The sequence below is a fragment of the Burkholderia sp. MSMB1588 genome, assembly GCF_001546925.1.
Lineage (GTDB): Bacteria > Pseudomonadota > Gammaproteobacteria > Burkholderiales > Burkholderiaceae > Burkholderia > Burkholderia humptydooensis.
The window spans coordinates 1562988-1586999 of the sequence record NZ_CM003770.1; the positions used below are offsets into that span (position 1 = coordinate 1562988).

General features: G+C 54.4%; 12 protein-coding genes and 2 pseudogenes. 11 read left to right on the forward strand and 3 right to left on the reverse strand.

Features of this window, described 5'->3' with window-relative positions; translation table 11 throughout:
• Window positions 1-57 precede the first annotated feature (57 nt).
• From WS92_RS31305 to WS92_RS31320, 6 genes are all read left to right on the forward strand, one after another.
• The gene (locus tag WS92_RS31305) at window positions 58-663 is read left to right on the forward strand and encodes a hypothetical protein (RefSeq protein ID WP_082743696.1); all 606 of its coding nucleotides are present in this window, start codon (window positions 58-60) and stop codon (window positions 661-663) included.
• 227 nt (window positions 664-890) lie between these two features.
• Window positions 891-1973 carry a tetratricopeptide repeat-containing glycosyltransferase gene (locus WS92_RS06210; RefSeq protein ID WP_059931727.1) on the forward strand — a complete coding sequence of 361 codons (1083 nt, stop codon included), beginning with the start codon at window positions 891-893 and terminating at the stop codon, window positions 1971-1973.
• 151 nt (window positions 1974-2124) lie between these two features.
• The gene (locus WS92_RS31310) at window positions 2125-3525 is read left to right on the forward strand and encodes a glycoside hydrolase family 18 protein (RefSeq protein ID WP_082743697.1); all 1401 of its coding nucleotides are present in this window, start codon (window positions 2125-2127) and stop codon (window positions 3523-3525) included.
• 266 nt (window positions 3526-3791) lie between these two features.
• A complete protein-coding gene (locus WS92_RS06220; RefSeq protein ID WP_141667975.1) occupies window positions 3792-4925 on the forward strand; it encodes an Insecticial toxin in 1134 nt (377 codons plus the stop codon).
• A 133-nt stretch (window positions 4926-5058) separates the two neighbouring features.
• Window positions 5059-5907 carry a DDE-type integrase/transposase/recombinase gene (locus WS92_RS31315; protein WP_141667976.1) on the forward strand — a complete coding sequence of 283 codons (849 nt, stop codon included), beginning with the start codon at window positions 5059-5061 and terminating at the stop codon, window positions 5905-5907.
• A 63-nt stretch (window positions 5908-5970) separates the two neighbouring features.
• The gene (locus WS92_RS31320; RefSeq protein WP_141667977.1) at window positions 5971-7326 is read left to right on the forward strand and encodes an anthrax toxin-like adenylyl cyclase domain-containing protein; all 1356 of its coding nucleotides are present in this window, start codon (window positions 5971-5973) and stop codon (window positions 7324-7326) included.
• Window positions 7327-7533: 207 nt separating this feature from the next.
• Here the strand turns inward: WS92_RS31320 and WS92_RS06230 are convergent, their stop codons facing one another.
• The gene (locus WS92_RS06230; protein WP_059931733.1) at window positions 7534-8454 is read right to left on the reverse strand and encodes an IS630 family transposase; all 921 of its coding nucleotides are present in this window, start codon (window positions 8452-8454) and stop codon (window positions 7534-7536) included.
• A 568-nt stretch (window positions 8455-9022) separates the two neighbouring features.
• Here WS92_RS06230 and WS92_RS31325 point away from each other — a divergent pair.
• From WS92_RS31325 to WS92_RS31330, 4 genes are all read left to right on the forward strand, one after another.
• The gene (locus WS92_RS31325) at window positions 9023-9523 is read left to right on the forward strand and encodes a transposase (RefSeq protein WP_231755933.1); all 501 of its coding nucleotides are present in this window, start codon (window positions 9023-9025) and stop codon (window positions 9521-9523) included.
• Between the two features lie 50 nt (window positions 9524-9573).
• Window positions 9574-11217: a contractile injection system tape measure protein gene (locus WS92_RS34345; RefSeq protein WP_141667978.1), complete on the forward strand. Its 1644-nt coding sequence runs from the start codon at window positions 9574-9576 to the stop codon at window positions 11215-11217.
• Window positions 11218-11318: 101 nt separating this feature from the next.
• Window positions 11319-13448, forward strand: coding sequence for an ATP-binding protein (locus WS92_RS06245; protein WP_171845196.1), 2130 nt, complete (start codon window positions 11319-11321; stop codon window positions 13446-13448).
• Between the two features lie 17 nt (window positions 13449-13465).
• On the forward strand, window positions 13466-14386 hold the full coding sequence (locus WS92_RS31330; RefSeq protein WP_082743701.1) for a Pvc16 family protein: 921 nt from the start codon (window positions 13466-13468) through the stop codon (window positions 14384-14386).
• A gap of 198 nt (window positions 14387-14584) precedes the next feature.
• On the opposite strand, the pseudogene WS92_RS31335 reads toward WS92_RS31330, so the two are convergent.
• Window positions 14585-15266, reverse strand: a pseudogene (locus WS92_RS31335) (IS3 family transposase).
• A gap of 137 nt (window positions 15267-15403) precedes the next feature.
• Here WS92_RS31335 and WS92_RS34350 point away from each other — a divergent pair.
• Complete coding sequence (locus WS92_RS34350; protein ID WP_141667979.1) at window positions 15404-22711, forward strand: DUF8038 domain-containing protein; 7308 nt, start codon at window positions 15404-15406, stop codon at window positions 22709-22711.
• A gap of 58 nt (window positions 22712-22769) precedes the next feature.
• Here WS92_RS34350 and WS92_RS06275 read toward each other — a convergent pair.
• Window positions 22770-23994: pseudogene (locus WS92_RS06275) on the reverse strand (ISL3 family transposase).
• Window positions 23995-24012: the final 18 nt, after the last annotated feature.

Genomic DNA, 24012 nt, shown 5'->3' on the forward strand with positions numbered 1-24012 from the left:
TTGATATAAGGTTTTCTTTGGTAAGCGCTGCAATTTGTGTTTTTATAGGAGGGCGTGATGGCGAACAGGAAAAATATGGCGAAGGGTGAAGGGATTTTAAATGTAGCTGAGATACCTCGGCAGACGGACGTGCCTGATTCAGTGGGGCCGGAAACTGGAGAACTCACGGCCAAGTTTGGCGAAGGGAGAGCGCCATCTGCAGAGGATTTTTCTCACATCATCGAGATCGCTGACGTGGGGCGTAAGGCTGTTGGATTACAGCCGAAAGGCTATGGGGTGGGAGACGGATTAGTCTTGTCTGATGATGGCGTACTGGCCGTCAACGTTGGCGAAGGGCTCACGATTCATGATTCCACCGGTCAAATCATTGCGGAGGCGTCAAATGTTCCGGGTCCTTCCGGCCCGGAGGGTGCTCCGGGCCCTACCGGTGGTTCTGGAACTGGCGCTACGGGCGCTACCGGTGCTACGGGTGCTACCGGTGCTACGGGCGCTCCCGGAGAGGACGCACCGAGTGGTTTTCAATTTCCGGCACTGGCGAGAGGGCTATGCGATCATGATCATATCACAAATCCAGACGAAAATTGGGAGTCAATTGAAGATATTTGCGTTAGGCTGGACAATAATATTGGGGCGGTATTATTTTCGTTTATTAGAAGAAAATAAAAGTTACTTTTTCGAAGTGCACTATTTAAAAGTGGAATGAAATTCACCGGTCTACGTGTGCGGCGGCTGCGTGTTCCCGCTTTTATGGCGTTTCGCAGCAGCGCCTGGCACTCGTGCAATTGCCGACTTGGCTCAACAACCGCGCGGCATGATACCTGGCGTTGACCATCTCTCGACGCGACATTCCGTACTACCAGCTATCAGCGCTCTGGAAAAGTGGATATCGCATGGCACGCATTTGCCTGAACATGATCGTCAAGAACGAAACGGCAGTGATGTCGCGTTGCCTTGAGTCGGTTCGCCCTTGGATCGATCACTGGGTCATTGTCGACACCGGATCCACGGACGGTACCCAGAAGCTGGTACGCGAACTCATGCGTGACGTCCCCGGCAGCTTGCACGAGCGTCCGTGGCACGACTTCGCCCATAATCGGAACGAAGCGTTGATGCTGGCGCGAGATCACGGCGACTATTTATTGTTCATCGACGCCGACGAGACGCTAGACATGCCTGACGGCTTTGGTTGGCCAGATCTGAGCGACGAGGCCTACCAGTTTCTTTGCGAACTGAACGGCTGGCGTTATCTGCGCAACGCGCTAGTCAGCACCCGCCGCGCATGGCGATGGGAGGGCGTGCTGCACGAATACCTCACTTGCGATCAGCCCCATAAGTGGCAGAAGCTGCCTGGGCCGACTATCGTAGTGGCGCATGACGGCGCCCGTGGCAGGAACCCCGACACTTACCTGCACGATGTTGAAGTGCTTGAGGAAGCGCTTCGACGCGAACCTGGCAATAGCCGCTATCGCTTCTATCTGGCCCAAAGTTACCGTGACGCGGGTAAGCCCGAGGCCGCCCTCTACCAATACCGCGCACGCCTGTCCATGGGCGGTTGGGATGAAGAATGCTGGTTTTGCCTGTTCCAGATCGCGGTGCTCAGTGAGCGACTGGCGATGCCACCCCGTGAGGTCTGCGCTTCGTACCTGGCGGCATACCAGGCACGGCCTCGCCGCGCTGAACCATTATGCGAGCTGGCACGCTATCACCGCTTGCGTGGCGAATACGCGCTGGCGCATGTCTACGCCCAACAGGCGGCGGCGATTGCAATGCCCGCTGACTCCCTTTTTGTTGACGGTGCTGTCTATGCGTGGCGCGCTCGCGATGAACTCGCTATTAGTGCGTTCTATGTTGGGGCATTTGCGCAGGGGAAGGAGGTTCTGCTGCGCATGCTGCACGATCAAGAATTTCCGGACGATCAGCGCGTGCGGCTTGAGCAGAATCTGCAGTGCTATCTCATTCGAGAAGAAGCCTGACTGGCAGTTACATTCCTGGGAGGGGGCGCGGAACCGTGTCGCACGTCTGGACTATCAGTATTGATAGGTGGCTTCGATTCGGATTGGGACTATTTTAGTAGCGTGATGATGGGAAAGGAAATGTCGATGTCATTTTTGCAGAGGACGTAAAATGGCGACCACGAAAAAAACAGTGAATGGAAAGCAGATCATCGGTTATGTGACGCAATATAGTGCGTGGAAGAATATTCCCGGGCTCGTATCAAAGGGCGCCTATTGCCAGTTGAATCTTGATTTCAGCAAATACACCATACTCAATTTCTCCTTCTTTGGTCTCGCGCGCGATGGAACCTTGCATAGCGGCGATGACCGCAATAAAGATATTTATAAACCGGGAGAGGTTCAAAATCCTGCGGATCTCCTCCATCAGGATTACAATGATGAAATCCCGGAAGACCCTGACCCCAATGCCCCTCCGCCGAAGGGTATGAGCTTCGACAAACCTATCTTGTTTGGTCAGACTGATGGGCCGCCGGGCGGTGCTCATGGATTGCTGAAGATGGCAAAGGATGCGGACGTCATGGTCATGGCCTCGCTGGGTGGATGGAGCATGTCCAAGCATTTTTGTGAAGTTGCCGCTGATACGACCATGCGTGAAACGCTTGTCCGACAGTGCCGTATGCTAGTCGACGATTATGGATTCGATGGCATCGATTTCGATTGGGAATATCCAAATGCAATGGGCATGAATATCGAAAACTATTCTGAGGCCGACTATGGAAACTTTGCCAAATTAATGGGGGAGGTGCGTGACGCAATTGGTCCTGAACGTCTAATTACGGCCGCTATGTCTGCGACCCCGGCGAATCTGGGTGGATTTGACTGGGCTGAGCTGGAGCGGTACATGGATTATTTCAATCTTATGACCTATGATGTCAATGGCGGCTGGTCTGATATTGCGGGGCATAATTCGCCGCTCTATTACTATCCGGGTTCAGAATCACCCGTCTCATTGGATGGTACAACCCGCTTTCTTTTGAGTCAGGGTGTGAAGCCTGAAAAGATCAATTTGGGTGTTGCATTTTATGGGCGCGGCGTTATTACGGAAAGTTCGGCTGCACTGAATGCTCCCACGGTCAAAAAAATGGTTGAGGTTGATCCGGATGGGCCAATTCTAAGCAGTGGTGATTTTGATAATTGGCCGCAGTATTCGGAAGAGATACCGGATGGGTGGGATGCCACACCATTCACGAGTGCAATTTTGCAGAAAACTGGCGGCGGTGGGAGTGGCGGCTGGAAATATCATTGGGACGAAGATGCGCAAGTTCCGTATCTTACCAAGGGAAAGTATTTTCTGAGTTATGATGATGAGCGCTCGGTCAGGGCGAAAGCAGAGTATATTAAAGAAAATAATTTGGGTGGAGTAATTATATGGACCACCTTCGGAGATTTGATGGATTTGACGAAGGAGGAGGTGGTGGTTGTGGATAAATACCCCCTTATTAAAAGCGGAGGCCGCAGGTCCATTCTCGTTGATGAAATTTATAATGAATTTTCGAATGGATTGGCTTGAGTGATGGCGTAATATTGTGAATCAATGCGATATTTATTGGTGTTGTATTTTCGCCGAGAATGACGGCGAGTCAAAATAACCTGGTCGCAGGCCGATAAGCGGGTTTTTCGACGCACTCCCCGCAGTTTGTCATCGAGTATCGGGATGGCCATAGCCTCCTCGTTTGCGAAACAACGAAAAAGTCAGCTCGGTGCGATGAGGGTTAGCGAGCCCCCGCGAGCCAGATTGTTGGCTTTACCGTGACAGAACCGTCTTGGAGAGGGAGCATGCCTGCAGCCGTAAATATGATCGCCGATCGGCAGTCGTTGTTCGCAAGGCGCGGAAAAAAGCTTGCCGATTTGAGCGACGTGAGTGACGAAGAGGAGACGCAAAGGAAAGCGAAACGACGCCCCAGCACGATCGCGATCCGCGGCAATTCCGTCAACCCACGCAGCCCTCGTAGCCCCGGTGGGCCAATGTCTTCCGATGTGTTGAAAAGAATAGCGAGGGAGTTTGTCGTGCCGTCACATATGAATGCGATCGGTGAGGCCTCGCGCAAGGGGAACTTCGCGGTCAGCTTCCGGGCGGCCGGCGAAGCGACCGTAGCCAGGCTTATACAGGGGGCGGCGGCAAAGGGGCACGATATCCTGGAGAAAACGATCAAAAAGTCTTCGCTGGAAAAGGCTTATGGCACAGCCGGGCATGAGATGCTGCAAAGGGCACGGGAGGCGGGCATTGAAGGCTATGTCGGGCGGTGGGAGGGTAATGCGCTAACTGGCCTCTACATGAGCAGCGACTCCCCTGTCGGCGATCTGGTCGGGGACGAATCCGGTCACGTGCACAGGATATTACCGATCGATATGGCCGATCTCGAAGGTTCGCTGCGTCCGCTGAAACAGCAGACAGCCTGGGAAGCCCTGCCTTTCACCGGTGATTACGATACGCACGACATGATCCAGTTCGGAGGGAGCGGACCCGCACACACAGTGGCATCGAATAGTGCTGAAGAAAACCGCATCATCAATCTCCTCAATAAGGCCGTAGCTCAAGCCGACCCGCTGAGAAAGGGCAAGCCGGTAGAATTCAACGTTGTCCGGCACGGACCGCAAGTGAATTATCCAGCCTTCAGGATGGCCGAGGAACACAGTTCCAGGCTGGTTGGCGCCGTCGCGCGCGCGGGCGAGTTTCCGCTCGCCATAGTCAGCAGGGGAGAATGGTCAATTGCCGAAAACATTGAACAGTTGCAGGCCTTCTATCAGAATTCAGGCGTACGTATGAAAGAAAGCTGGCGGCCAGGGGGGCGCCGTAGTTTCGATGAAGTCGGAGGGCCAGGTAGCGCTGCCAGGCTTGCTCGGCGACCGTCTGAAAAAAGTCTTCCGTTTGGTTTGGAGCGCCTAACCGGATCAGGCTTTTGGAAATGACGCTTTGTCAAGTTGACGGCGGTGGCGTAACAACAAGTGACCTTTCCCTAGTCTTCCCCCCACTGAAGTATGCCACTGTAAAGTTGGTGGTGAGGCCGCTGGAGAAGCCTTGTCATGAAGAAGTCGCGGCTCGGTGAAGGGCTGGCGTAGCCGCCATGGCGGCATGGATGTGTCGGAAGCGCGACGATTGCGGCAGTTGGCGCAGGAAAAACAGCGACTCAAGCGGCTGGTGGCGGGCCAGGCACGGGGTATTCAGGTTCTAAAGGACGTTCTCGGAAAAGAGGTGAGTTCGCCCGCGCAGTGCCGTGAAGTCTTGCAGCAGGTGATTGAACAGCACGACTATTCTGAGCGCAGCACGTGTGCGCTCACAGGTGTGAATCGCCGGACGTTCCAGCGGCAGGTGCCGCCTGACCCCGACTACGAAGTGCGGCAACGGCTGCGCGAGCTGGCACAGGTGCGGCCACGATTTGCTCGCACCGCCTGCGTCTTGCTACGCAGGGAGGGCCTGGTTCAGAATCACAGGCGCACTGAGCGGCCGTACTGGGCCGAAGGGCTGTCGCTTCGCCTGAAACGGCGAAAGAAGGCGCCCGAGTCATCTGCGCGTGGTTATGCCGATGCCCAACGGCGCAGACGAATGCTGGCAATGGACTTTGCTGCTGACGCGCTGGCGCATGGCCGAAGCATTCGCACGTTGACTATCATTGACGTGTGGAATCGCGAGTGCCCGCACATCGAGGTCGGCTTCTCGCTCACGAGCATACGAGTCGCGCGCGTTCCGGAGCGGCTGCATAAGCGGGGACGGCGGCCTAATCCGATTCAAGTCGACAACTGGCCGGAATTCGTCAGCGAGGCGCTCAAGGCATGGGCGCAAGAACATGGCGTCAAGCTGCAGTTCATCCGTCCGGGTAAACCGGTGGAAAACGCGCGCATCGAAAGCTTCAAAGCTTATCTTGATAATCAGCGCATCAAGCCACGAAAATGATAAATACAGGAATGCGGCTTCCCCGTGCACAACGACGAGAGGTCTTGTAAACCGGAGGTGATCATGTACGAGTGGGAACAAATGATTGCTCGGCGGAATTCGAATCAAAGAATGAATGATGCTGAGACCGATTCCAGCGAAGAAGCTACCTCTGTCCAGGGTATGCAAAGGGGGCTGGCGCTTGGAATCGATGCATCTTTCCATCATCCTGAAAACGGCATGTCAAAGAGAGACATGGAAGCCGCGTCGAAGGTTGCAGACATTCTCGACGAAGTCATCATGTTCCGCTCGACAGGACCATGGTCGTTGCGCTGGATTGAAGCGGAGTATCCGACAAAGAATTTTCACGTCAAAGGAAAAAGTTCCGACTGGGGGCCTCAAGCCGGCCTAGTGCCTTACGATGGCCGCTATAGCAAGGTCGGTCACAGCGCCCAACGAGCTGCCGCGGGCACCAAGGCCAATCAGGACGGAATTAATGATAATTACGCCCGGACGACGCAATTGACGCTGTCGCGCGAGATGTTGGAGCGACAGTTGAACGAGCTGGCCGGCCGACCAGCCCGACGGGCAATCTACCGCATGGAACAGCTTCCAGCTAGCAAAGATCTCCTCTTGTTTGCGCGACGCAGCGGGGACGACAAGGAATTTTGCTTCCGCGCTGTTCCAAATGGAGATGTATACAAAATTTGGGTCTATCCGGAAGAACTGGGCACAGATGCAAGGAGGTTGACATTCGAGCGACCGCTTCCGCTTATGGTGATGACCTCATCGGAGGTTGGTGCGCGCAACCGTGCGATGACTGGCGACTACGATTTGATGGCGATCTGCCCCCGTTGGGGAAACTACGGCAGCGCGTCAGTCCGGGAAATTTCGAAGCCCGGGCTCGTCTTTGCCGGCGTCAGAGGACAGCAACCCGGACAGCTATTTCCCGCAGGAATGGGGTTGGACAAAGTGCTCGATATGAGAACCAACACCGGGGCGCGTCCGCGAGGAGGGGTGACTGATGCAACGTTTCAAGGGTTGACAAAAAAGGATGCAGGTGGGCTGGAAGAACATAGTGATATGGGAAACATTAGTCCACGTATTCTGCGCACCATAAACGAATTAAACAAGGCGATGAATGCGACCGGTGCAAATTCACCTTTTAGACGAGTTCACCACAATGCGGAATCGCATCGTAATCACATATTTGGCGCGATCACTCGCGCGGATATGGAAAAGGGTGAAGGCTTCCCCATTACTGTATTCCAGCCCCGTTTTCTTCAGGAAGCCAGCTCGTCGACGCAAAAATATCGCGATGTTAGTACTTTGGAAACGCTTTCTGAATTTGAAAAATACGTGGAGCTGGTCAACAAAATGGGATACTTCGTACCGAGAAACTGGACGTGGGGCATGTCAATTCGTGACCTAAAAAAGTAATGAACGCAACAATCCGGATTTTTCAGGCGTTTCGCGGTGCCCGCTGCAACCCGCGGATGACCCGCTAGAAGCACGGTTTCTTTACGCTTTGATCCTGACCATCCCGGCCAACTGCTGGACAGTCACGTTGTTGACAGTATAACGCTCATGAAAGGAAGATCGAATCGCTCAAGACCGGATTACTGATCGGAAATGCATGAACTTGAATCAAGCTGCATAGCGAATTGGTTCGTGCATGAAGTAGCGAGCAAGCCGTTGAGGCGATTTTTGGAGGCGGCGCAAATGACTGATGGCGGCTTTCTTGAGGTGTCCCTTGATCCGAGCCGGAGCCAGCTTCGTCACGCTCGCCTTCAGGACGGCGTTGAGCATCTCGTCGGGGTTCAGCTCCGGGCTGTACGACGGCAGGTAGAACACCTCGATTTTGTTGACGTGTTCGGCCAACCACGCCTTGACCGGCCTGGCGTGATGCACCTTCAGATTGTCGAGGATCAGAAACGCCTTCTTGCTGCGCATGTCTTTGATCAGCCGCACTTGGCCTCGGTTGGTCACGGTCGATATCACCAACAAGCCTTCGCGTCGGTTCATCACGCGCCGCTCGGGCGTGTTGCCCATCGGGGCGTAGGACCGACTTTCCGCGCTTTCCGCTTTCGCCCGACACGCAATCTCCGGGTAAGTCTCGTTCAACCACGTCCGCACCGCTTCCGGTCGCTGCTCGTAGGCCCGCGTCATCGGTTTTTGCGGCGTGAAGCCCCAGCGCGCCAGATACAGGCCGACACCCTGCAACGTCAGCGCCAAACCACATCGTTGCCGAATCAGCTCGCGCCCCGCATGTCGCGTCCACAACGCGAACGACATCTTCAACTGATCCGGCATCTGGTCGCGCAGCAGCACGCGAATGTCGACTTCCTGTTGCTCGGTCGGCGCGCGGCCTCGATTCACCGCACGTCCACTGGGTTTGTGGCGCAGCACCGCCGCACCTTCACGGACATACCGCTTGCAGATGTCGAACACGCCCATGCGGGACAGATTCGTATGGGCGGCAATCTCGTCGTAGGTCCAGCCGCGCTCGCACAAGCCAATTACCTGTCGGCGCTGTCCTTCACGTGCCTCACGCAGAAGCGATCTCACGTATCGTTTTCCATACCCCCTCGCATAGGGGGGGCGATTTACTAATTTAAAGATCGATCGTTCCTGATCAATAACGCTTGACGAAACACATAGGGGCACCCCCCTGATAGGCGGCCAGCAGTTGAAATATTTTAATTTGCTGTGTTAATCAAGTGGCACATATTTATTATCGTTTTTTAAATGGATGTATGGTAATTTAATAAATAAATTGGGGAAACAATATTGCCGCCATGGCAATCAGTTGTGTTTATCTGGATTTTTTCTAAAAGGGGCCCGGGAGACTTGCGTCGACTTACCTATCATATTTGAGAGGTACATTTTCGAAATCTCTGATCTAGTCTACGAGCTGCGTTGATGTATGAATTCGTCGGCTGCGAAGGGTTCCGATGTATATGCGCAACAACTGCCAGGGTGTGGCCAATAACAATTCGGGTTTCTGCGTAGATTCGGTATTTTTGCCGAGAAGATGCGCAGAGACAGGACCAAGACGTGCGAGCCGAAGGCACGCCACCGCGTCAGGAACTGTGCGGCCTGCAACGCTGACCTAATCAACCGAGGTAACGTCGTGATGTGGATCGATAAAGCCGTACTTGCCAGCGCACCCGACTTCGAGTCCAGGTGCGGGCGCCCGCGCCTGGACAGCGACGCGTTGATCCAGGCACTCAGGACCGTGTTCCGCATGCCGCTTGCGCGCTGGAAGACCTCGCGCAATGCCTGCGCGGCCTGGCTGTCGCCACCTTGCCCGTGCCGCACGACACGATACTCCGCCGCCGCGCCAGCACTTGGGATCCGGTTGCCGATCGTCCGAGACGTTGAACCGGTCCATTTGGTGGTCAACAGCACGGGCGCGAAGGTCTACCGCGAAAGTGAATGGAAGGTGCGTCAGCACGGTTACTCGAAGCGCCGCACATGGCGGAATGTCCCCCTCGCACTCGACGCGAACCACAGTCAGGTGCGTGCCGCGCTGATGACGTGCCAGGGCGTTGCCGGCGGCGACGTCCTTGCCGAACTGCTCGACCAGATTCCGGACGTCGAGCAGCTCGCGCAATTTCTGGCGAACGGTCCGTGAAATCGCAAAAACCTATTTGTTCGGTGTAGAACTTCGGCATCGTTGACATAATGAACGAACTTTCCGACCCGCCGCAGACTTCAAATATTGACCGCCTCCATTTCGTTCTGAAAACAGACAACGAGTTGGCAAGCGCGTTGCAACAGCGCTGCAGTGTCCTGTTTCACCAGCAGTTGCGGGCACAGCTAGCCAATTTGTTTATGCAATGCGCATCGCGGTCGCCCGGCGCCGTCCTCATTGATCGCCTGACGTTGGATCTGGGGCAGATTTCGGAGGCGGAATTTGAGGTTCAGTTGAGTGAACGGCTGTTGCGTCAATTAGCGCAGCAGTTGCTGGAATTGTTCAGTTCCGCAACCAATCTGGCACCAGGAGAAATGCTGTGGAAGCAGGGAACGACGATGTCAGTTATAGCCGCCGTCAAGTCGGACCGTGGCGCCGAGAGCAGGGCGCGGGCTCACGCTGAAGCTGATGCCGTAGCGCAGAATGAAGGAAAGCCCAGTGCTACGAACGCTACTCAGCGAAATGACCCGATTGCGCAATTCGTCCGCTACCTGCAAACCGGTTACTTGGCGCAACCGCGGATCTGGCAAGATCATGGCGGTCCTGACAATTGGCTATTGACACAGTTGGAGCAAGCGCCGTCGCGCTGGCTAATAGTGTTGGCACACAATTGTTTGCGGCAGGGACCATTGCGACGTTTGCGGCAGACCTTTAGTGCACCGACGTTGCATCGCGTGGGCCAGTTGCTGACGGCAGACGTACAGTCCCTGCCAGGCGGTTCTCCCTTGTCGTCAGCGGTCGCGCTGGAAGGGGCAGAGGGTTGGTCATTGTATCTGGCACTGAGCGCTTTGCTATTTTTTCACGCGCGTGCTGCGGCGCCCAGCGCAACGCTGCCTGGATCGGTTCCATCATTTCCCGCGCCAACTGAGTTGCAGGATGTGACCACACCGGTTTTGAAGCATTGGTTGCGAAACTTGACGGCACAAGCGCGTCCGCGCTCGCGGGCAATGATGGAATCGATTCAGGTTCTGTTGGATTCGGTGTTGCAGTCGCCGCCAAATGAATTCCCGAACGTTTCGACAACCCAACCCACTGAATCTGCCCAATCTGTTCAAAGCCCCATGACAAAGTCCGCGACCCCTCTTGGTACAGAGGCGATGCCGGTCAGCAACGCCGGCATTGTGCTGCTATGGCCTTTCTTGCCGGGCTGGTTGGGGCGCCTGGGGCTGCTTCACACGGTGGAAGATAAGCCTGGTTTTATCGATGAACAAGCGCAGATGCAGGCGGTGCGCTGGCTTGATAACCTGGTGTGGGGGGGCGATATCAACGAAATCGCGGAATGGCGCATGCTGCTCAACAAATTGCTGTGTGGCATGTCACTGGATGCGGCGCTGCCGGAGTCATCGTGGCGCGCGTCCGAAGCGATTGTCGTTGCCCTGCGCGACCAGTGCCTGGCTAGCCTGCCGGCGCAGTTGCCTGGCCTGCAACGTTGTGGAGCAGGGGATATACGCAGCATGTTTTTGCAGCGGCCAGGGCAACTGCAATGGCGCTCCGACCAGTTGGGGACCGAGCCACACTGGCAGTTAAATGTCGAGCAAGATGCCAGCGACATTCTGCTTCGCGAGCTTCCATGGCCGCTTGAGCAAGTGATATTTCCCTGGCTGGAGCAACCCTTGTCGATCAATTGGCTATAGCAACAGAACCATTGCAAGCATCCGGCGAAGTCCCGGCAACGTAGTCATAGCAAGCGACGCCTTCTTGGATGTTCAAGGCGGAGCAGGACAGGATAGGGATCATGAAAGGAGCGCCGCAAATCCGCGATATTGCCGCCCATCTCGACGCGCCGGAACGCGCCACGTCCGAGTACCATCACTTGTACAATTTGTTGGTGGTGCTTGCGCCCATGGACGACCTACTGCGGCGGCGTCTGAACGACACGCTCTCCGAATCGCCGCTGGACTGGACCGACGTATCGTCGACGTCCCCTGATGCGCTGCTGATGCAAATCCACCAGCGGCTGGGCACGGAGCAATGGGCTCAGGATCTCGCCGAAATGGGTGACGCCCGGTGCCTGCCGGATGTATTGCCGGATAACAGATTCGGCAATTTGAGCGAACGGCTGGGGCTATCCGCATTCGAGCGCCGCTTGCTTTTGCTTGGCCTGCTGCCGCAAATCGACGTACGTTACGGCGGGTTGTATGCGTTTCTGCAGCAAAATCAATCCAGAACTGCGCTGACCGTCGACTTGGCGCTGTCACTGTTATGCGACGACATGGTCGAGCAGGTAGAGTGCCAAGCCTACTTGACGCCGCACGCCACGCTGTTCCGATATGGCATTTTGCGCCTGCAGCGACGAGAAAGGAGGCGTTCTGTACGGGATGACGGTGAATTGCAGCTTGACAGCGCGATTCTTCATTTTCTTCTCGGACACGACTATCTGCCGACGATACTGGCGACCAGCGCGCGGTGGCTTGCGCCGCCTGCATGGGAGCCCGACGAGGCTGAGCGGGATTTGGTGCGCCGCCTGTCGACTTGCATCGGTACGGACCAGGAAGCAACGCAATGCATCGTGCTGCGCAGCCAGCTACATTCCGGTCGGGCAGGCACGGTCGCTCGAGCGGCCGCCGAGGTCGATGCAGGCGCGCTCGAACTCGATCTTGGAACGTTACCCAGCGACGACGACGACGCTGAGGATGTCCTCATCGGCGCTTTGCGTGAGGCTGGCATGCGTGGCGCCTGGCTGGTCCTGCGTGGCCTAGACGACATGGCATCCGAGCGCAAGCATTTGTTCGCACGGTGGCGCGCGCATTTGCGCGCGCATCGATGGCCGGTGGTATGTCTGATCGCGGCGCATGCTTCAGCGATATGGCTCGGCGATCTGCCGCAACTGGTACTGGACGTCCCGCGGCGCTCATTGGCCGAGCATGAGGCGGCAATGCGCGGAGCGCTTCGCGATACGCAATTGGCGGGCCCGTTCGATGTGCCGACGCTGGTGAAGCGCTACCCGGTGCCGGTGGATCAGTACGAATCCGCGGTGCAGGAAGCGAACGGCTATTGCCGTCAGCGCGGCCCAGGCGCTCGAATAAGCGATGCAGACTTGCGGCGGGCGCTCAGCCTGCGGACACAGCAGAATTTCGGCAAACTCGCACAACGTATCCACCCAACGCGCGACTTCGACGACTTGATCGTGGGCGACGATCTGCAGCGGCACTTGCACGAGATCCTTGCTGCGATTCGCCACCGAGACTGGGCGTTGCAGCAGGGGTTTCAGCGCAAGATCGGGGAGACATGTGGAATCAGCGCGCTTTTCTTTGGAGATTCCGGCACTGGCAAGACGATGGCTGCAGAAGTGCTTGCAGGTGAGCTGGGCGTCGACTTGATCAAGATCGACTTGTCGACGGTCGTGAACAAATACATCGGCGAGACGGAAAAGAATCTCGCGCGGGTATTCGATCTAGCCGAAGCGGACTGTGGCGTGCTTTTCTTTGATGAAGCCGACGCGTTGTTTGGCAAGCGCACAGAGACCAAGGATGCCCAGGATCGACATGCGAACATTGAGGTGTCTTATCTACTGCAACGCCTCGAGCAATATCCCGGGCTTGTGATTCTATCGACGAACAACCGGACGCATCTGGATAGCGCGTTCAATCGGCGGTTGACGTTTATCGCGCGTTTTCCGTTTCCCGACGCCGCACAGCGTGCGCGCATGTGGCGTGCGATCTGGCCGCCGGCACTCAAGGTGAGCTCCGACATCGATTTTTCTTCTCTGGCGAAGAAATATGAAATCACGGGTGCCAATATTCGCAATATCGCGCTGCTCGCAACGTGGCTCTCGGCAGAAGATGGAGCGCCGCACGTTGCGATGATACATGTTGAGCAGGCAATCAGGCGCGAGTTGAGCAAGATTGGGCGAATCATCACTTAGCATCAAAGGGATACATCATGGATCAGACCTTGCCGGAGCTGAATGCCGCCATTGAAGACGCATTACGCGATTACGTGCCATCTGCGGACGATCTCGAAATTCGCTTTGACATACCGGACGAGAAAAAATTACCCACTATACCCACGATTAGCGTGTTTCTCTATCAAGTCGAGGAAGATCTGGAAATGCGTGTGGGCGAATCTCGGAAATATAACGCTGGGAGTGGTCAGCTGATACCCCGCGTAGCACACGTACGATGTTCGTACCTGATTACCTACTGGGATGGTGCGACCGATGAAGCATCTCGTGCGATGACTGGTCCGCGAAGTCAATCGGTTGAAATAATGGATCAGGTGTTGTATGCGTTGCTACACAATCGCGAATTGCGCGGAATGCCAAACTCTTATTCTCGCGTGATGCCGCCCGAACATTTGAACACGCTCGGACAGTTCTGGCAGGCGCTGGGGAACAAGCCGAGACTTTGCCTCAAGTATGACGTGACTGTGCGTGTCACATTGGGGGATCGCGTAGACGAGGTAAGCCCGGTGCGCACAATCGACGCACGGATCGCACAAAAAAGCGCTGTCGATATCGTTCGGCAGGCAGAGGTCGTCTTTCGGCGCAAGTTGCGCGATGGCCTGATTGACGAAGGGGATGGGCTCAGTGATGAAATGCGTATTCAAATTGAAAATCTTCGCTTTGACCTGAAGTTGATTGATGGCGTGCCAGGGAACGAACGGGCTGAAGACGCGGCTTACTTCTTTAATTTATCGGGATCCGGCGCGTTGGAGCCAGAATTGCACGCTCGGGTCGTTTCGATGATACAAGCCTGGAGCGGCAGTGATATTGGAGAAGTAGGCGGAAAAGCGCTAACGCTCAACGAGGTTGACATAGGCGAGATAGTCCGGGTTGACGATATATCGATCGATCGAGCTTGATTCGGATTGTGAAATGAAGGATGACCATGTCGAGGGCTATAGGCATGCCGCAGCCGCAATGATCCACCGAAATCTGCGCATGTCGAGCAGCCAGAGCGAATGCCTCAGCCGGGTTTTCACCGTCAGCGCCTGGCATGGCCGTCGATCGTTGTGGAACTGAATCCTGAATCGCCCCGGGAATCATGGAGGCTGGTTGGTTTAAGTTGATGCCGGCACGGCGATGGTGTCGCTGAATTGCCGATAGTAGTTTGCCTCAGCTTCAGCGGGCGGGCTATAGCCGAGCGGTTCCATGAGCCGATGGTGGTTAAACCAGGCGCCCCATATTCGAGTGTTGCCAATTCGACGGACTCACGCGTCTTCCACGGCGCACGACGATGAATCTGTTCTGCCTTGTACAAGCCGTTGATCGTTTCAGCCAGCGCGTTGTCGTAGCTGTCTCCCCGGCTGCCGAACGACGGCTCGACGCCGGCCTCGGCCAGCCGCTCGCTATAGCGAATGCTGACGTATTGCGAGCCCCTGTCGGAATGGTGAATGAGCGTACCGTCATTGTCCGGCCGGCGAGCGTACAGCGCCTGTTCAAGTGCGTCGAGAACGAAGTCCGTGGTCATCGACGAACTGACGCGCCAGCCGACGATACGTCGGGCGAACACGTCGATTACGAACGCCACATAGAATTGGCGCGGCGCAGTTCCTTGACTGCGCGTTCCAGCGCCTTGATCCGTTCGCGTTCTGACATGGTCACGCCCTCGCACTCGCCGCTGTCGACTTCTTCTCGCTTGACCCACCCCGGCAAGGTCTGGCTCGTGCAGCCGATCTTGGGGGCAATGGATTCGATTGTCGCCCACCGTGACGGATACTCGTCGCGATGCTCTCGCGCCATGCGCACTGGACGTTCACAGACTTAAGCAGAAAACTTGTTCGACTTGTTCATGGCTCCATGCTCTCAAGAGTTGGAGCCCACACCAAATCCGGGGCGGTTCAGATCAACCGTATTCACTTTGTCCTGGGGGGGGCCAAATGGGAAATAACACTTTCGAGAAAGAAACGCGGACTGTTGATCGCACGAAGGAGAAAGTGGATGCGATGTCTCAATGGTATGGCTATGGTCAGGATGAAGCAGGCTCATTCCCACCCGATGAGGGGGGGAAACTTTCGCCGCCGCGGCGGCAGGCCGGGAGCAACGATGATGACTTTTTCTCGTTTATCCGCAAGGCGCATTTACACGAAGCACAAGAGTTTAGGCGCAAGGGGTACAACAGTCAGGTGCCCGAGGTTGACCCCATATTATTTACACAGCTCCGGGAAGCCATAGCCGCTGTCAAGCCCCTGATATACCTCCATGCACCCCTGGAAGGCCGTCTTGACCAGTCATGGCTGCTGGAGCAAATCCGCCAGCTTGAACGGTTCATTGACCGGCTTTCGGGGAGCGTGATTCAGGACTGGGTTAAAAATGAACTGCCGAGCAAAAGCACCGTGGCAGGGGGGGCTGACACGTTGGGGAGCCGGAACGCGGCCCAGGCGCTGGTAAGGCGGCTGGAGTCGACCTTGCAAACGCTGACCCGTGTTGCCCATGCGTTAGGGTCAATTGTGGACTACAGCACGCCGAAAAATCTGCAAGATGCTGTGCGCGAAGTGCTTGTCTCCGAACTCACCAACGCTTTCGCCTCCGACGACGAGGCGGCAGTGACGCAGGCCCTAGGGCGGATGATGGCGAATGCTGCAGATAACGCCGCTTGGTCCGCGCTCATGCATGCCAGAGTGACGGCTTGGGAAGCCGACAAACCGGCAACCTTTGGCGCTGTGATAGAGACGGCACGCCGTGATGCAGAGAAAGCCAACAAGAAAGCCCGCGAACTGTCGGGGAGCGCTCAGGCTTTCTTTAGTGACATCGCGACCTTTCTCCAGCGCCTGTCCGGAGAATTGACGAAAGGGCTGATGTCGTCAGGCCCGGATGCCGTTCCCGAGATGATAGGGAAAACGTATGATGATGAGAAAGCCACGCCTTTGCAATGGTTAAAGACCTCTCCCCATAAACTCAAGGCCAATTTTAAGAAGGGAAAGTTACAGCTCGCTATCGCGGGGACCCTAGCTTCAAAGTATGGGAGAAGGGCTGCCCGAGTCATACAGCACGGGCATACAACAGCAACCCCATCAAAGACACCCGAGAATGTCATTGCCGATTCCATCACCAGAAGTATCTTATGGCAATGGCAACAGCCGGCAATAAAAATTCAGTACGCCAGTGGGGCGATATTGTCAAAAGTAGCAGAACTGAAAAAAATAAAGGGCCTGTTTCTCTCTGGCGCAATGACATATGACAATGGGAATGAAAAGGAGGACAGTGATATTTCGGCCAATGAGTCGAGTGAAGATGATGTTTATACTCAGGTCAGGCAATGGGTACATGACAGGATTGAGCAGGAGAAACCGGAAGGTCAAATGGCAGCAAAGCTGACCGTGCTAAGCCAGTTGCTGGACAGTGATATCGCCAACGCCCGCAAGATAGTGGCGCGTTTCGGTAAAACGCAGGAGAGTATTCAGGATGTGCTTAATCGGCAGCGGATTGCCGTCGAGAAAATGCTTGATGAACCGCTTTCTTCTGACATTGCCGCCCCTCTAAAGGCGGTTAATAAACTTCTGCCTGATATTGCCAAGGACCTAACAGGTGCCGTTGCAGCCCTGGAAAAAGCCATGCTGGCGGCCGAACACCCCGCACGCGATTTTATCGAAGCCAAAAAACAGGCTAACAAGGCGCAATTACTGGCGATAAAAGTCAAGGAATATATATCGACAAAGTCAATATGGTTCACCGAGAGGCCTCTGGATGAGCATTCACGTGGCGCACGGCTTGCCAAACACTGGGCAAATCTTGCCAAAGAGCGGAGCCGCAGCAATTGGCAGGTGCCTGATGTAGAGGGGGTGTTTGCCTCACTGAAAAACAAGGGGCTGCTTGACGCTACGCTTTCAACCGGCGACCCTGAGGGCTACCTCTTTGCTACACGGCTTGCCGGTGAGCTTGAAAACGCCAGAGATGATGAGCTGAAGTTGCCCATGAGCCCTGATGAGTACGTGGCACTGGAAAAGAACCTTGTTGAATTTATCGTCAGTTGGGGGCAAAAAAGTGTCACGAGAGGCACCGCACGTCTGGTTGTCGAGTTAAGTTTTGAACAGGCGTTGGACACGGTCACCGTTGGTCTGGCGAGCATGATCAGGATGCCATATAAGGTTCTCAAGGCGACAATAAAGATCCCCTATAAAGTTAACAAGATAAATAATTACACGATGCCTGGTCAGGACAGACCTTACAAGGCCATCTATGGCATGCTGGGGAAAAAGTTGACGCACCTTGGCTTTAATCTGGTGACGGCCCCTCTGCCAGGGGTTATCAAGTTAGGGATAGGGGCGGGGGTCACGGCTGGGGCGGCAATCTATAATCACCATGTGGAATCTAAAGAAAAAACCTTCAGCGCTGTCTATGAAAGAATGACACAAGGCAAGAAGAGTGAAAAAATTAAAATTAGTTCACTGAAAGGGATGGCATTTGATAGTGCAATGGAAGGCGTGTTCATGAGCGGGTTTAAAGGGATACGCAGGGCGATATCACCTTTGCGGCCAGGAGATATCATTCCCGAGGAGAGAGATACGCAACTGTCGCCGGAAGATGAGGAGGACAAAGGGGGGATTATACTCAATAATGGTGGCGTTATCTTGATAGAGGGAGATCGCGAATTCCGTTCTGCCGTTCGCCAGCATATTGAAGAACTTCAGAAACATCCGTCAGGGCGTGCCCTGCTAGAGAAGCTAAAGCATCATGTGATTGAGATACGTCCGCCGCATCATGAAGATTGGCTGAGAACAGAGCAGGATGGTCGGCATTATTTCGGTAGTCGCGTTGTCGGGAATGTCGTTTATTTTGACCCCTATAATACCTATTACGGTAGCGATCGAGAAGAACACATCGAAGATTGGCGTGATTTACACCCCAGTATCGTGCTTTTCCATGAACTGCTACACTTATATGCCGAAGATGCCGGACACGACACTATCATCCCATCCGATCCAAATCGCCTGGATGAGAATGATTACCGAAGAGAATTTTATGAATCTCGCGAACAGAAAGTCATAATAAGACCATTCACTGAATTTCATGGTGAAAGCGATCATGACGTTGCGCGTTATGCTCCGCAAAGACGTAGAGCGCGCAATGATTTTGAACGATTGATTGACAACCATGAATACAAGAAACTGTCGAAAGATAAAAAAAGATTAACGTATTTGTATGCTATAAACAATATACTGATGCAAATTCAAAATGATAATGCGCTGCCTGAGCAGGCTCAAAGAAATGCTTATAATGCGAGAATTGGAATATCATGCGTCGTCCCCGTTGATTTCTATGGCTACACCGCGACGAACGCTTTTTTTATTCCTGATAGTCCTGGCGCCAAATCCGGCATACTTGTCAATCTGGATAACGAGAATCAACCCTACGCTTATGTCAAGCGTGGCAGTGATATTGAATCTGGGTTGAGATCTAATCTTCCAGACAATGCCCACGAAGCGGGATTATGGCGCAGCAACGGGTTTCAGGCCTTTGATCATATCAGGCGAGGGACCTGGGATTTTAATCAATACTTCAACTACAACAGCCCGACGGCAAAAAATATTTATGAACTTTCCGAGCAGCTTGCCGTGGGTATCGAAGATAAATACAAAAAACGCCCAACGATAGACCACAACAGGCATGTGGTGCAAAAAGCCATCGTTGGCTCTCAGATACCGGATCTAGATGTGAGTGCCACTCCGGTGGCCTATAAGCTGGAATTTACCTGGGCTGCACTAACACCGGCAGAATATCTGCGAGCTTTTTCGCGCCCGTTTGCAACGCTTGCCGGACAAGGGCAACTGGTCGTCAGCCATGTTAGCGGCGACAGCATAGAAACCACAGAGAACAGAGTTGAGCAGGCGAAATACATTGGGGCGTGGATTGATACGACTGTGGGGGCGGTCACCTCGTTTACCGGTGCAGGAATTGTCCTTGGTGTCGCGCAATCCGTGGCGGGAATTACCGCGGATTTGGCGGAGGGTAAGGATCCCGATCCCTTAGAGGTGGCTGGCCTGGTTCTTAATTGTATCCCTGGCGGGAAAGTCGCCGGTCGTATAGGGAAATTCAGCAAGGCAGGAGAGAAAGGTTTTAAATTTTTATTACAGATTGGAAGAAAAACGGTTGATCTGACCGAGATGGGATACGCCATAAAGCAGGCCATAGAAACCGGGGATCCGCTGGCGATTTACCAGGCCTTAATTGCAACGGGCATGAACAGTGTAGAGGCTCGTAATATTTCGCGGGAAATGTGGTCCCGTTTGGGTAAGAAGGGATCGAGCACAGAGGGTAAGACTCAGGCAGGAACCTCTGTTAAACCACAGGAATCCCCCTCTGTCGCAAAAGGTCAAGAAACTTCAAAGCCAAATCATTCCCGCGCTGCATCAGGGCGAAAATTCAAGATCGGCCAGACAGAAATGCTGGGTAGAAAAAAAGGAAAATCGATCGAGATATCCCTTGATGGTGGGGTCACCTGGAAAAAGGGCAGCAATGTTCATATGCTCGCGTTTGCGCTGCAAAACGCCGGTGGCAAGTCTAAACTGCCGGAAGAGGGAGGAGCACGTAAGGGTAGCGTCCCCCGGGAGCCCAATATCGTGGTACAAGACCAGAAAAGAACCAGGCCGGATGCCGAGGCTGAATTTACTAGGCATGTGGAAAATGAAGGTGATCCGGAACAATATTTTTCAAGAATTAAAAGCGAGGTGCCTAATGAAAAATTCAAGACATTTAAATTCTTTGCAAATGTCATGCAAGGAAGAGTGCGCAATGGCGTATTTGAAGTTTCCCGAAATAATGGCGATACCTGGGAAAAAGGATGGTGGTTACAGGAAGCCGTTTGGCGCTTCAGAGGCAGGGGTAAGTTACGCTCGACTGACCTGGATGCACAAATTAACCGGGCTAGTAAGCGAGATCCCTCCGGTTACAGTTTAGCGTGTTATCGGGGCGCATTTAATGATGCACAACAAGCCGGAGTCATTAGTTTCGGGGCAAATGATTGGTTGATCAATAAAGTGGCCAGGCCCAACGATCGTGGTGAAATAATGGATTCTGATAATTATCGCCAGGTATTTGGCTTGCAGAATAAACAACCTATGACAAATTTTGCCTCCGCCAATATCACTGAATCTGGTTTTATGCATGTTGGGGAACGCCGGCCGGATGGAACCATTCATTATGATCATGTGGTTTATGTGCACGTGGATAAGAATGGTATTTACCTGTATCAAGTCAATGGTTCTGACTTTTTACTTGCACTTAATGGCTCGGATGCGTCTGGTGAATATAATAACATTGGCGAAAATGTCTCTAAAAGCCATTACAAGCACAAAATGGATGGAGACAGAATTAACTTATTTAATCAGTATTTTAACCACCAGGGTGATGTTGCCGCCTCACAGTCTGTTTTTACCTTTACGTCAGCCAATGAAGTGCAAGAGACTTATGTCAGGCACACTCAAGGAGAAGATGGCCCCTCTAAACTTTCTGGCGAGCGGGCGCTTTCGATTGCTAACGGTAAAATTGACAGCAAGCCAGGAGGTAACCCGAATAACAGTCCTTCCAGAAAGCTCGATACCGAGCGTCAAGGAGCCGATAGAGGTGATAACACTGCATCGGCAGGAAAAACATCGACAAAAGGATCTTTGCTTTTTGATTTAGAGCCGCAACCTGGCACATCTGCTGCGCAAAAAGGAATCGCCGGAGTTCAGAAAGAGAGTAGTGATATGGTCTACCCTCTTGACAATGGCGGGGCGGTAAATAGTGCGCAATCTCCTCAACAGGGCGGCCGTTTTCACAAACCCTTCGGTGAAGGCAGTTATATCGAAATGGGACCCAATAACAATACCGTGATTGTTCGGGCTCACGGCTACCCTGGAGACACTGGTCATTATACGGCTGATGGCGTCGCAGCAGTGATTCGTGACTATCTTGATTCCAAGGGGATCAAATTGCAGGATATCAGATATATCGAACTGCAATCCTGTTATGGCAACACACTGGGGCCGTTGTCTCAGGCCCAGGCGATAGCCAATAAATTGCAGGTGAGGGTTAAAGGATATTCTGGAAAATTCACCCCGAGAAGAGGCACCGATCCTGATGACGGTTCATTTTCCGAACCGTACCGCAATCCAGTCGCAAGCGCAGTGTCGAACGGGGGTAATGCTGCCGCTTTTCATGTATCCGAAGCTGTGCTTTCGATCAGACGGAGACTGGGTATCAGCGGTTCCTCATCAACCCAGGCAGGCAATACCGAAACCTATTCCTTGGCGCACATCTCCGGCAATACAAGATCATCTGCAGGCGGTAGTACCAGGAGGGGAAGAAGGAGACGCAGGGGGCGGACAGTGATCCCCAATGGTTTCAATGCAATGAGTCTGGGGAGGAGCTCGGCAGGCGATACTGCACAGACCGGCAATGCGGCAACGCGTTACATCAATGGTTTCACAGGGACAGGGACAAATCGTCCGGCGACGCGTCCAGTCTACCCCACCGATCGCAGTACGTTGATGCCAGGGCAGTCAGCACGCGATTCACGCGATCCTATGATTACAGGTAACGATCTGACCAATACCCGTCCTTCCACCGACGCTTTCGGGCAGGTATTTCTTCGTCTTGTGCAAGACATACCATCGCATTCAAAAGCAAAGGCCGGCGTGCTGATTGGAGGTATGTTGTTATTGGGCGGAGTGGGCATCTACGCGGGGAAATTGGATTATGACGCTGATGAGGCTCGGACCGCACTTGAGAACGCGGAAAATAATCTGTCTGACCTCAAGGAGATCATGGACTCAGATGATCCAGATGCGAAGGCCGAGCTGCAGACGATTCTACAGCATTACTTCGGTAATGAAAATCTGAGCTCAGAGGATATTCAGGAGATAATTGCTTTTATCCGCAAGGTAAGAACAGCGGTGACTAATGCAGAATTGAATCAATTGATTTCAGGCACGCTGCCGGAAAGATTTTCAGGAGATGTGCCCGCTGTATTTGCGCGATTTTCTCCGCAGTGGATTATTGGTTTTTATATGCACATCTTCGGAGAAAGTATGGTGGATGTGAGTCACTCTGGGATTCCTGGAGGCGATGGTATGCCACTCGGTAGCACTCCGAGAAGAAGCCTGACCGAAAGCGATGTCGACAGGCCTATAAGTGTTGTGCATACTGGGACTTCAGACCGTATAGTAAAAATAAGAATTATAAGGCCCCAGAAAAAAACGACATGAATCGCCCCGAATTTGGTGGAGGCTCCAACTCTTGAGGCTCTGCTGAAATTTGAGTGGGTTATGCCGCATGCGGGTTGATTGAATCGAAGTCGAGCTTGCGGCGATCAGGAACAGCACGGTACGCATGATGGTGAGGTTGGCGTAACCCGCGCGCGTCGCTTGGCGGCCTGAAACAAGCCGTTGAGCGCTTCCAGGAAGCGGTTGGTCTGACGCGTCCGGGTCCAGGCGACGATGCCGTCGAAGTGCTTGCGGATCATGCGCGCAACCTCCTTCATGGGTTCGACCTTGGAGCGCATCACGTTGGTACACCACTGCTCGAGCATCTCGGAGACGACGTTGATCTGCTTGCGATCGAGGATGTCGCGCAATTGCTCGCGATAGAGCCAGGCCCGGGCGGTGCGCTTGGTCGTGATGTTGGCAACGAGCGCGTCCAGATCGGCACGCTGCGCCACGCTCAGCCGGTCGCGGTCCTTGAGCAGTGCCCAGCGCAGGCCCTTGAGGTCCGGGTCGGTCTTCTGTTCGAGCCGCCGCGTCTTGTCCAGAGCAAACGATGCCTGAGCGACGAAGTGGAATTTGTCGAAGGTGATGCGGGCGTTGGGCAGGTGCTCGCTGACGCCCTTGATGAAGGCCGGCGACATGTCGATGCTGACCGAGGTGATTTGCTCGGGCGTGGCGTTGTGCGCTTGCAGATGGGCGGCGAACTGCTCGATGGTGGCGGCGTCCCGGCCTTCGGTAACGAACACGACCTTGCGTTGTTTGGCGTCGGCCACGAGCGTCAGATAGTTGTGCCCGCGCTTGTAGGAAGTCTCGTCGACGGCGGCGCTCGTCACGTCCGACAGATCAATCTCGGCCAACGCCAGCTCGACGTAGCGCTTGCAGATCGCGTGCACGCGGTGCCACGACTCGCCAACGGCGCGGGCCACCGCGGCAAAAGGCATCTGCTGGGCGAGCGTGAGCACCATCGCCTCGAACAGCAGCGTGAAGCCGCTGAGCTTGCTGGCCCAACCGGGCTCGACGAGCGCGACGCGGCCATCGGGCAGCTTCACGCGCGGCGTGCGCACTTCGAGATAGCAGTCGTGCTGAAAGAAGTTCAGGTGCCGGTAGCGCTTGACGACAGTGTCATGCACGGGATGCGCGCCGGCCACTTCCGGATACGGAAAGCGGGTGCCGGCAGTGAAGTCGATCTGAATCGTCAGCCGTTTGGCGGCCGCGTCGAAATCGACGCCGCTCACGAACCACGGATCGCTCACACCCAATGCGGCTTCGAACAACTGACTATGCATGACTTCCCTTCGTCTTGT

What these genes read in the sequence shown, in the direction of transcription:
- WS92_RS31305 (WP_082743696.1), top strand. Translation starts at nt 58, where the DNA reads ATGGCGAACAGGAAAAATATGGCGAAGGGTGAAGGGATTTTAAATGTA.
- WS92_RS06210 (WP_059931727.1), top strand. Translation starts at nt 891, where the DNA reads ATGGCACGCATTTGCCTGAACATGATCGTCAAGAACGAAACGGCAGTG.
- WS92_RS31310 (WP_082743697.1), top strand. Translation starts at nt 2,125, where the DNA reads ATGGCGACCACGAAAAAAACAGTGAATGGAAAGCAGATCATCGGTTAT.
- WS92_RS06220 (WP_141667975.1), top strand. Translation starts at nt 3,792, where the DNA reads ATGCCTGCAGCCGTAAATATGATCGCCGATCGGCAGTCGTTGTTCGCA.
- WS92_RS31320 (WP_141667977.1), top strand. Translation starts at nt 5,971, where the DNA reads ATGTACGAGTGGGAACAAATGATTGCTCGGCGGAATTCGAATCAAAGA.
- WS92_RS31325 (WP_231755933.1), top strand. Translation starts at nt 9,023, where the DNA reads ATGTGGATCGATAAAGCCGTACTTGCCAGCGCACCCGACTTCGAGTCC.
- WS92_RS34345 (WP_141667978.1), top strand. Translation starts at nt 9,574, where the DNA reads ATGAACGAACTTTCCGACCCGCCGCAGACTTCAAATATTGACCGCCTC.
- WS92_RS06245 (WP_171845196.1), top strand. Translation starts at nt 11,319, where the DNA reads ATGAAAGGAGCGCCGCAAATCCGCGATATTGCCGCCCATCTCGACGCG.
- WS92_RS31330 (WP_082743701.1), top strand. Translation starts at nt 13,466, where the DNA reads ATGGATCAGACCTTGCCGGAGCTGAATGCCGCCATTGAAGACGCATTA.
- WS92_RS34350 (WP_141667979.1), top strand. Translation starts at nt 15,404, where the DNA reads ATGGGAAATAACACTTTCGAGAAAGAAACGCGGACTGTTGATCGCACG.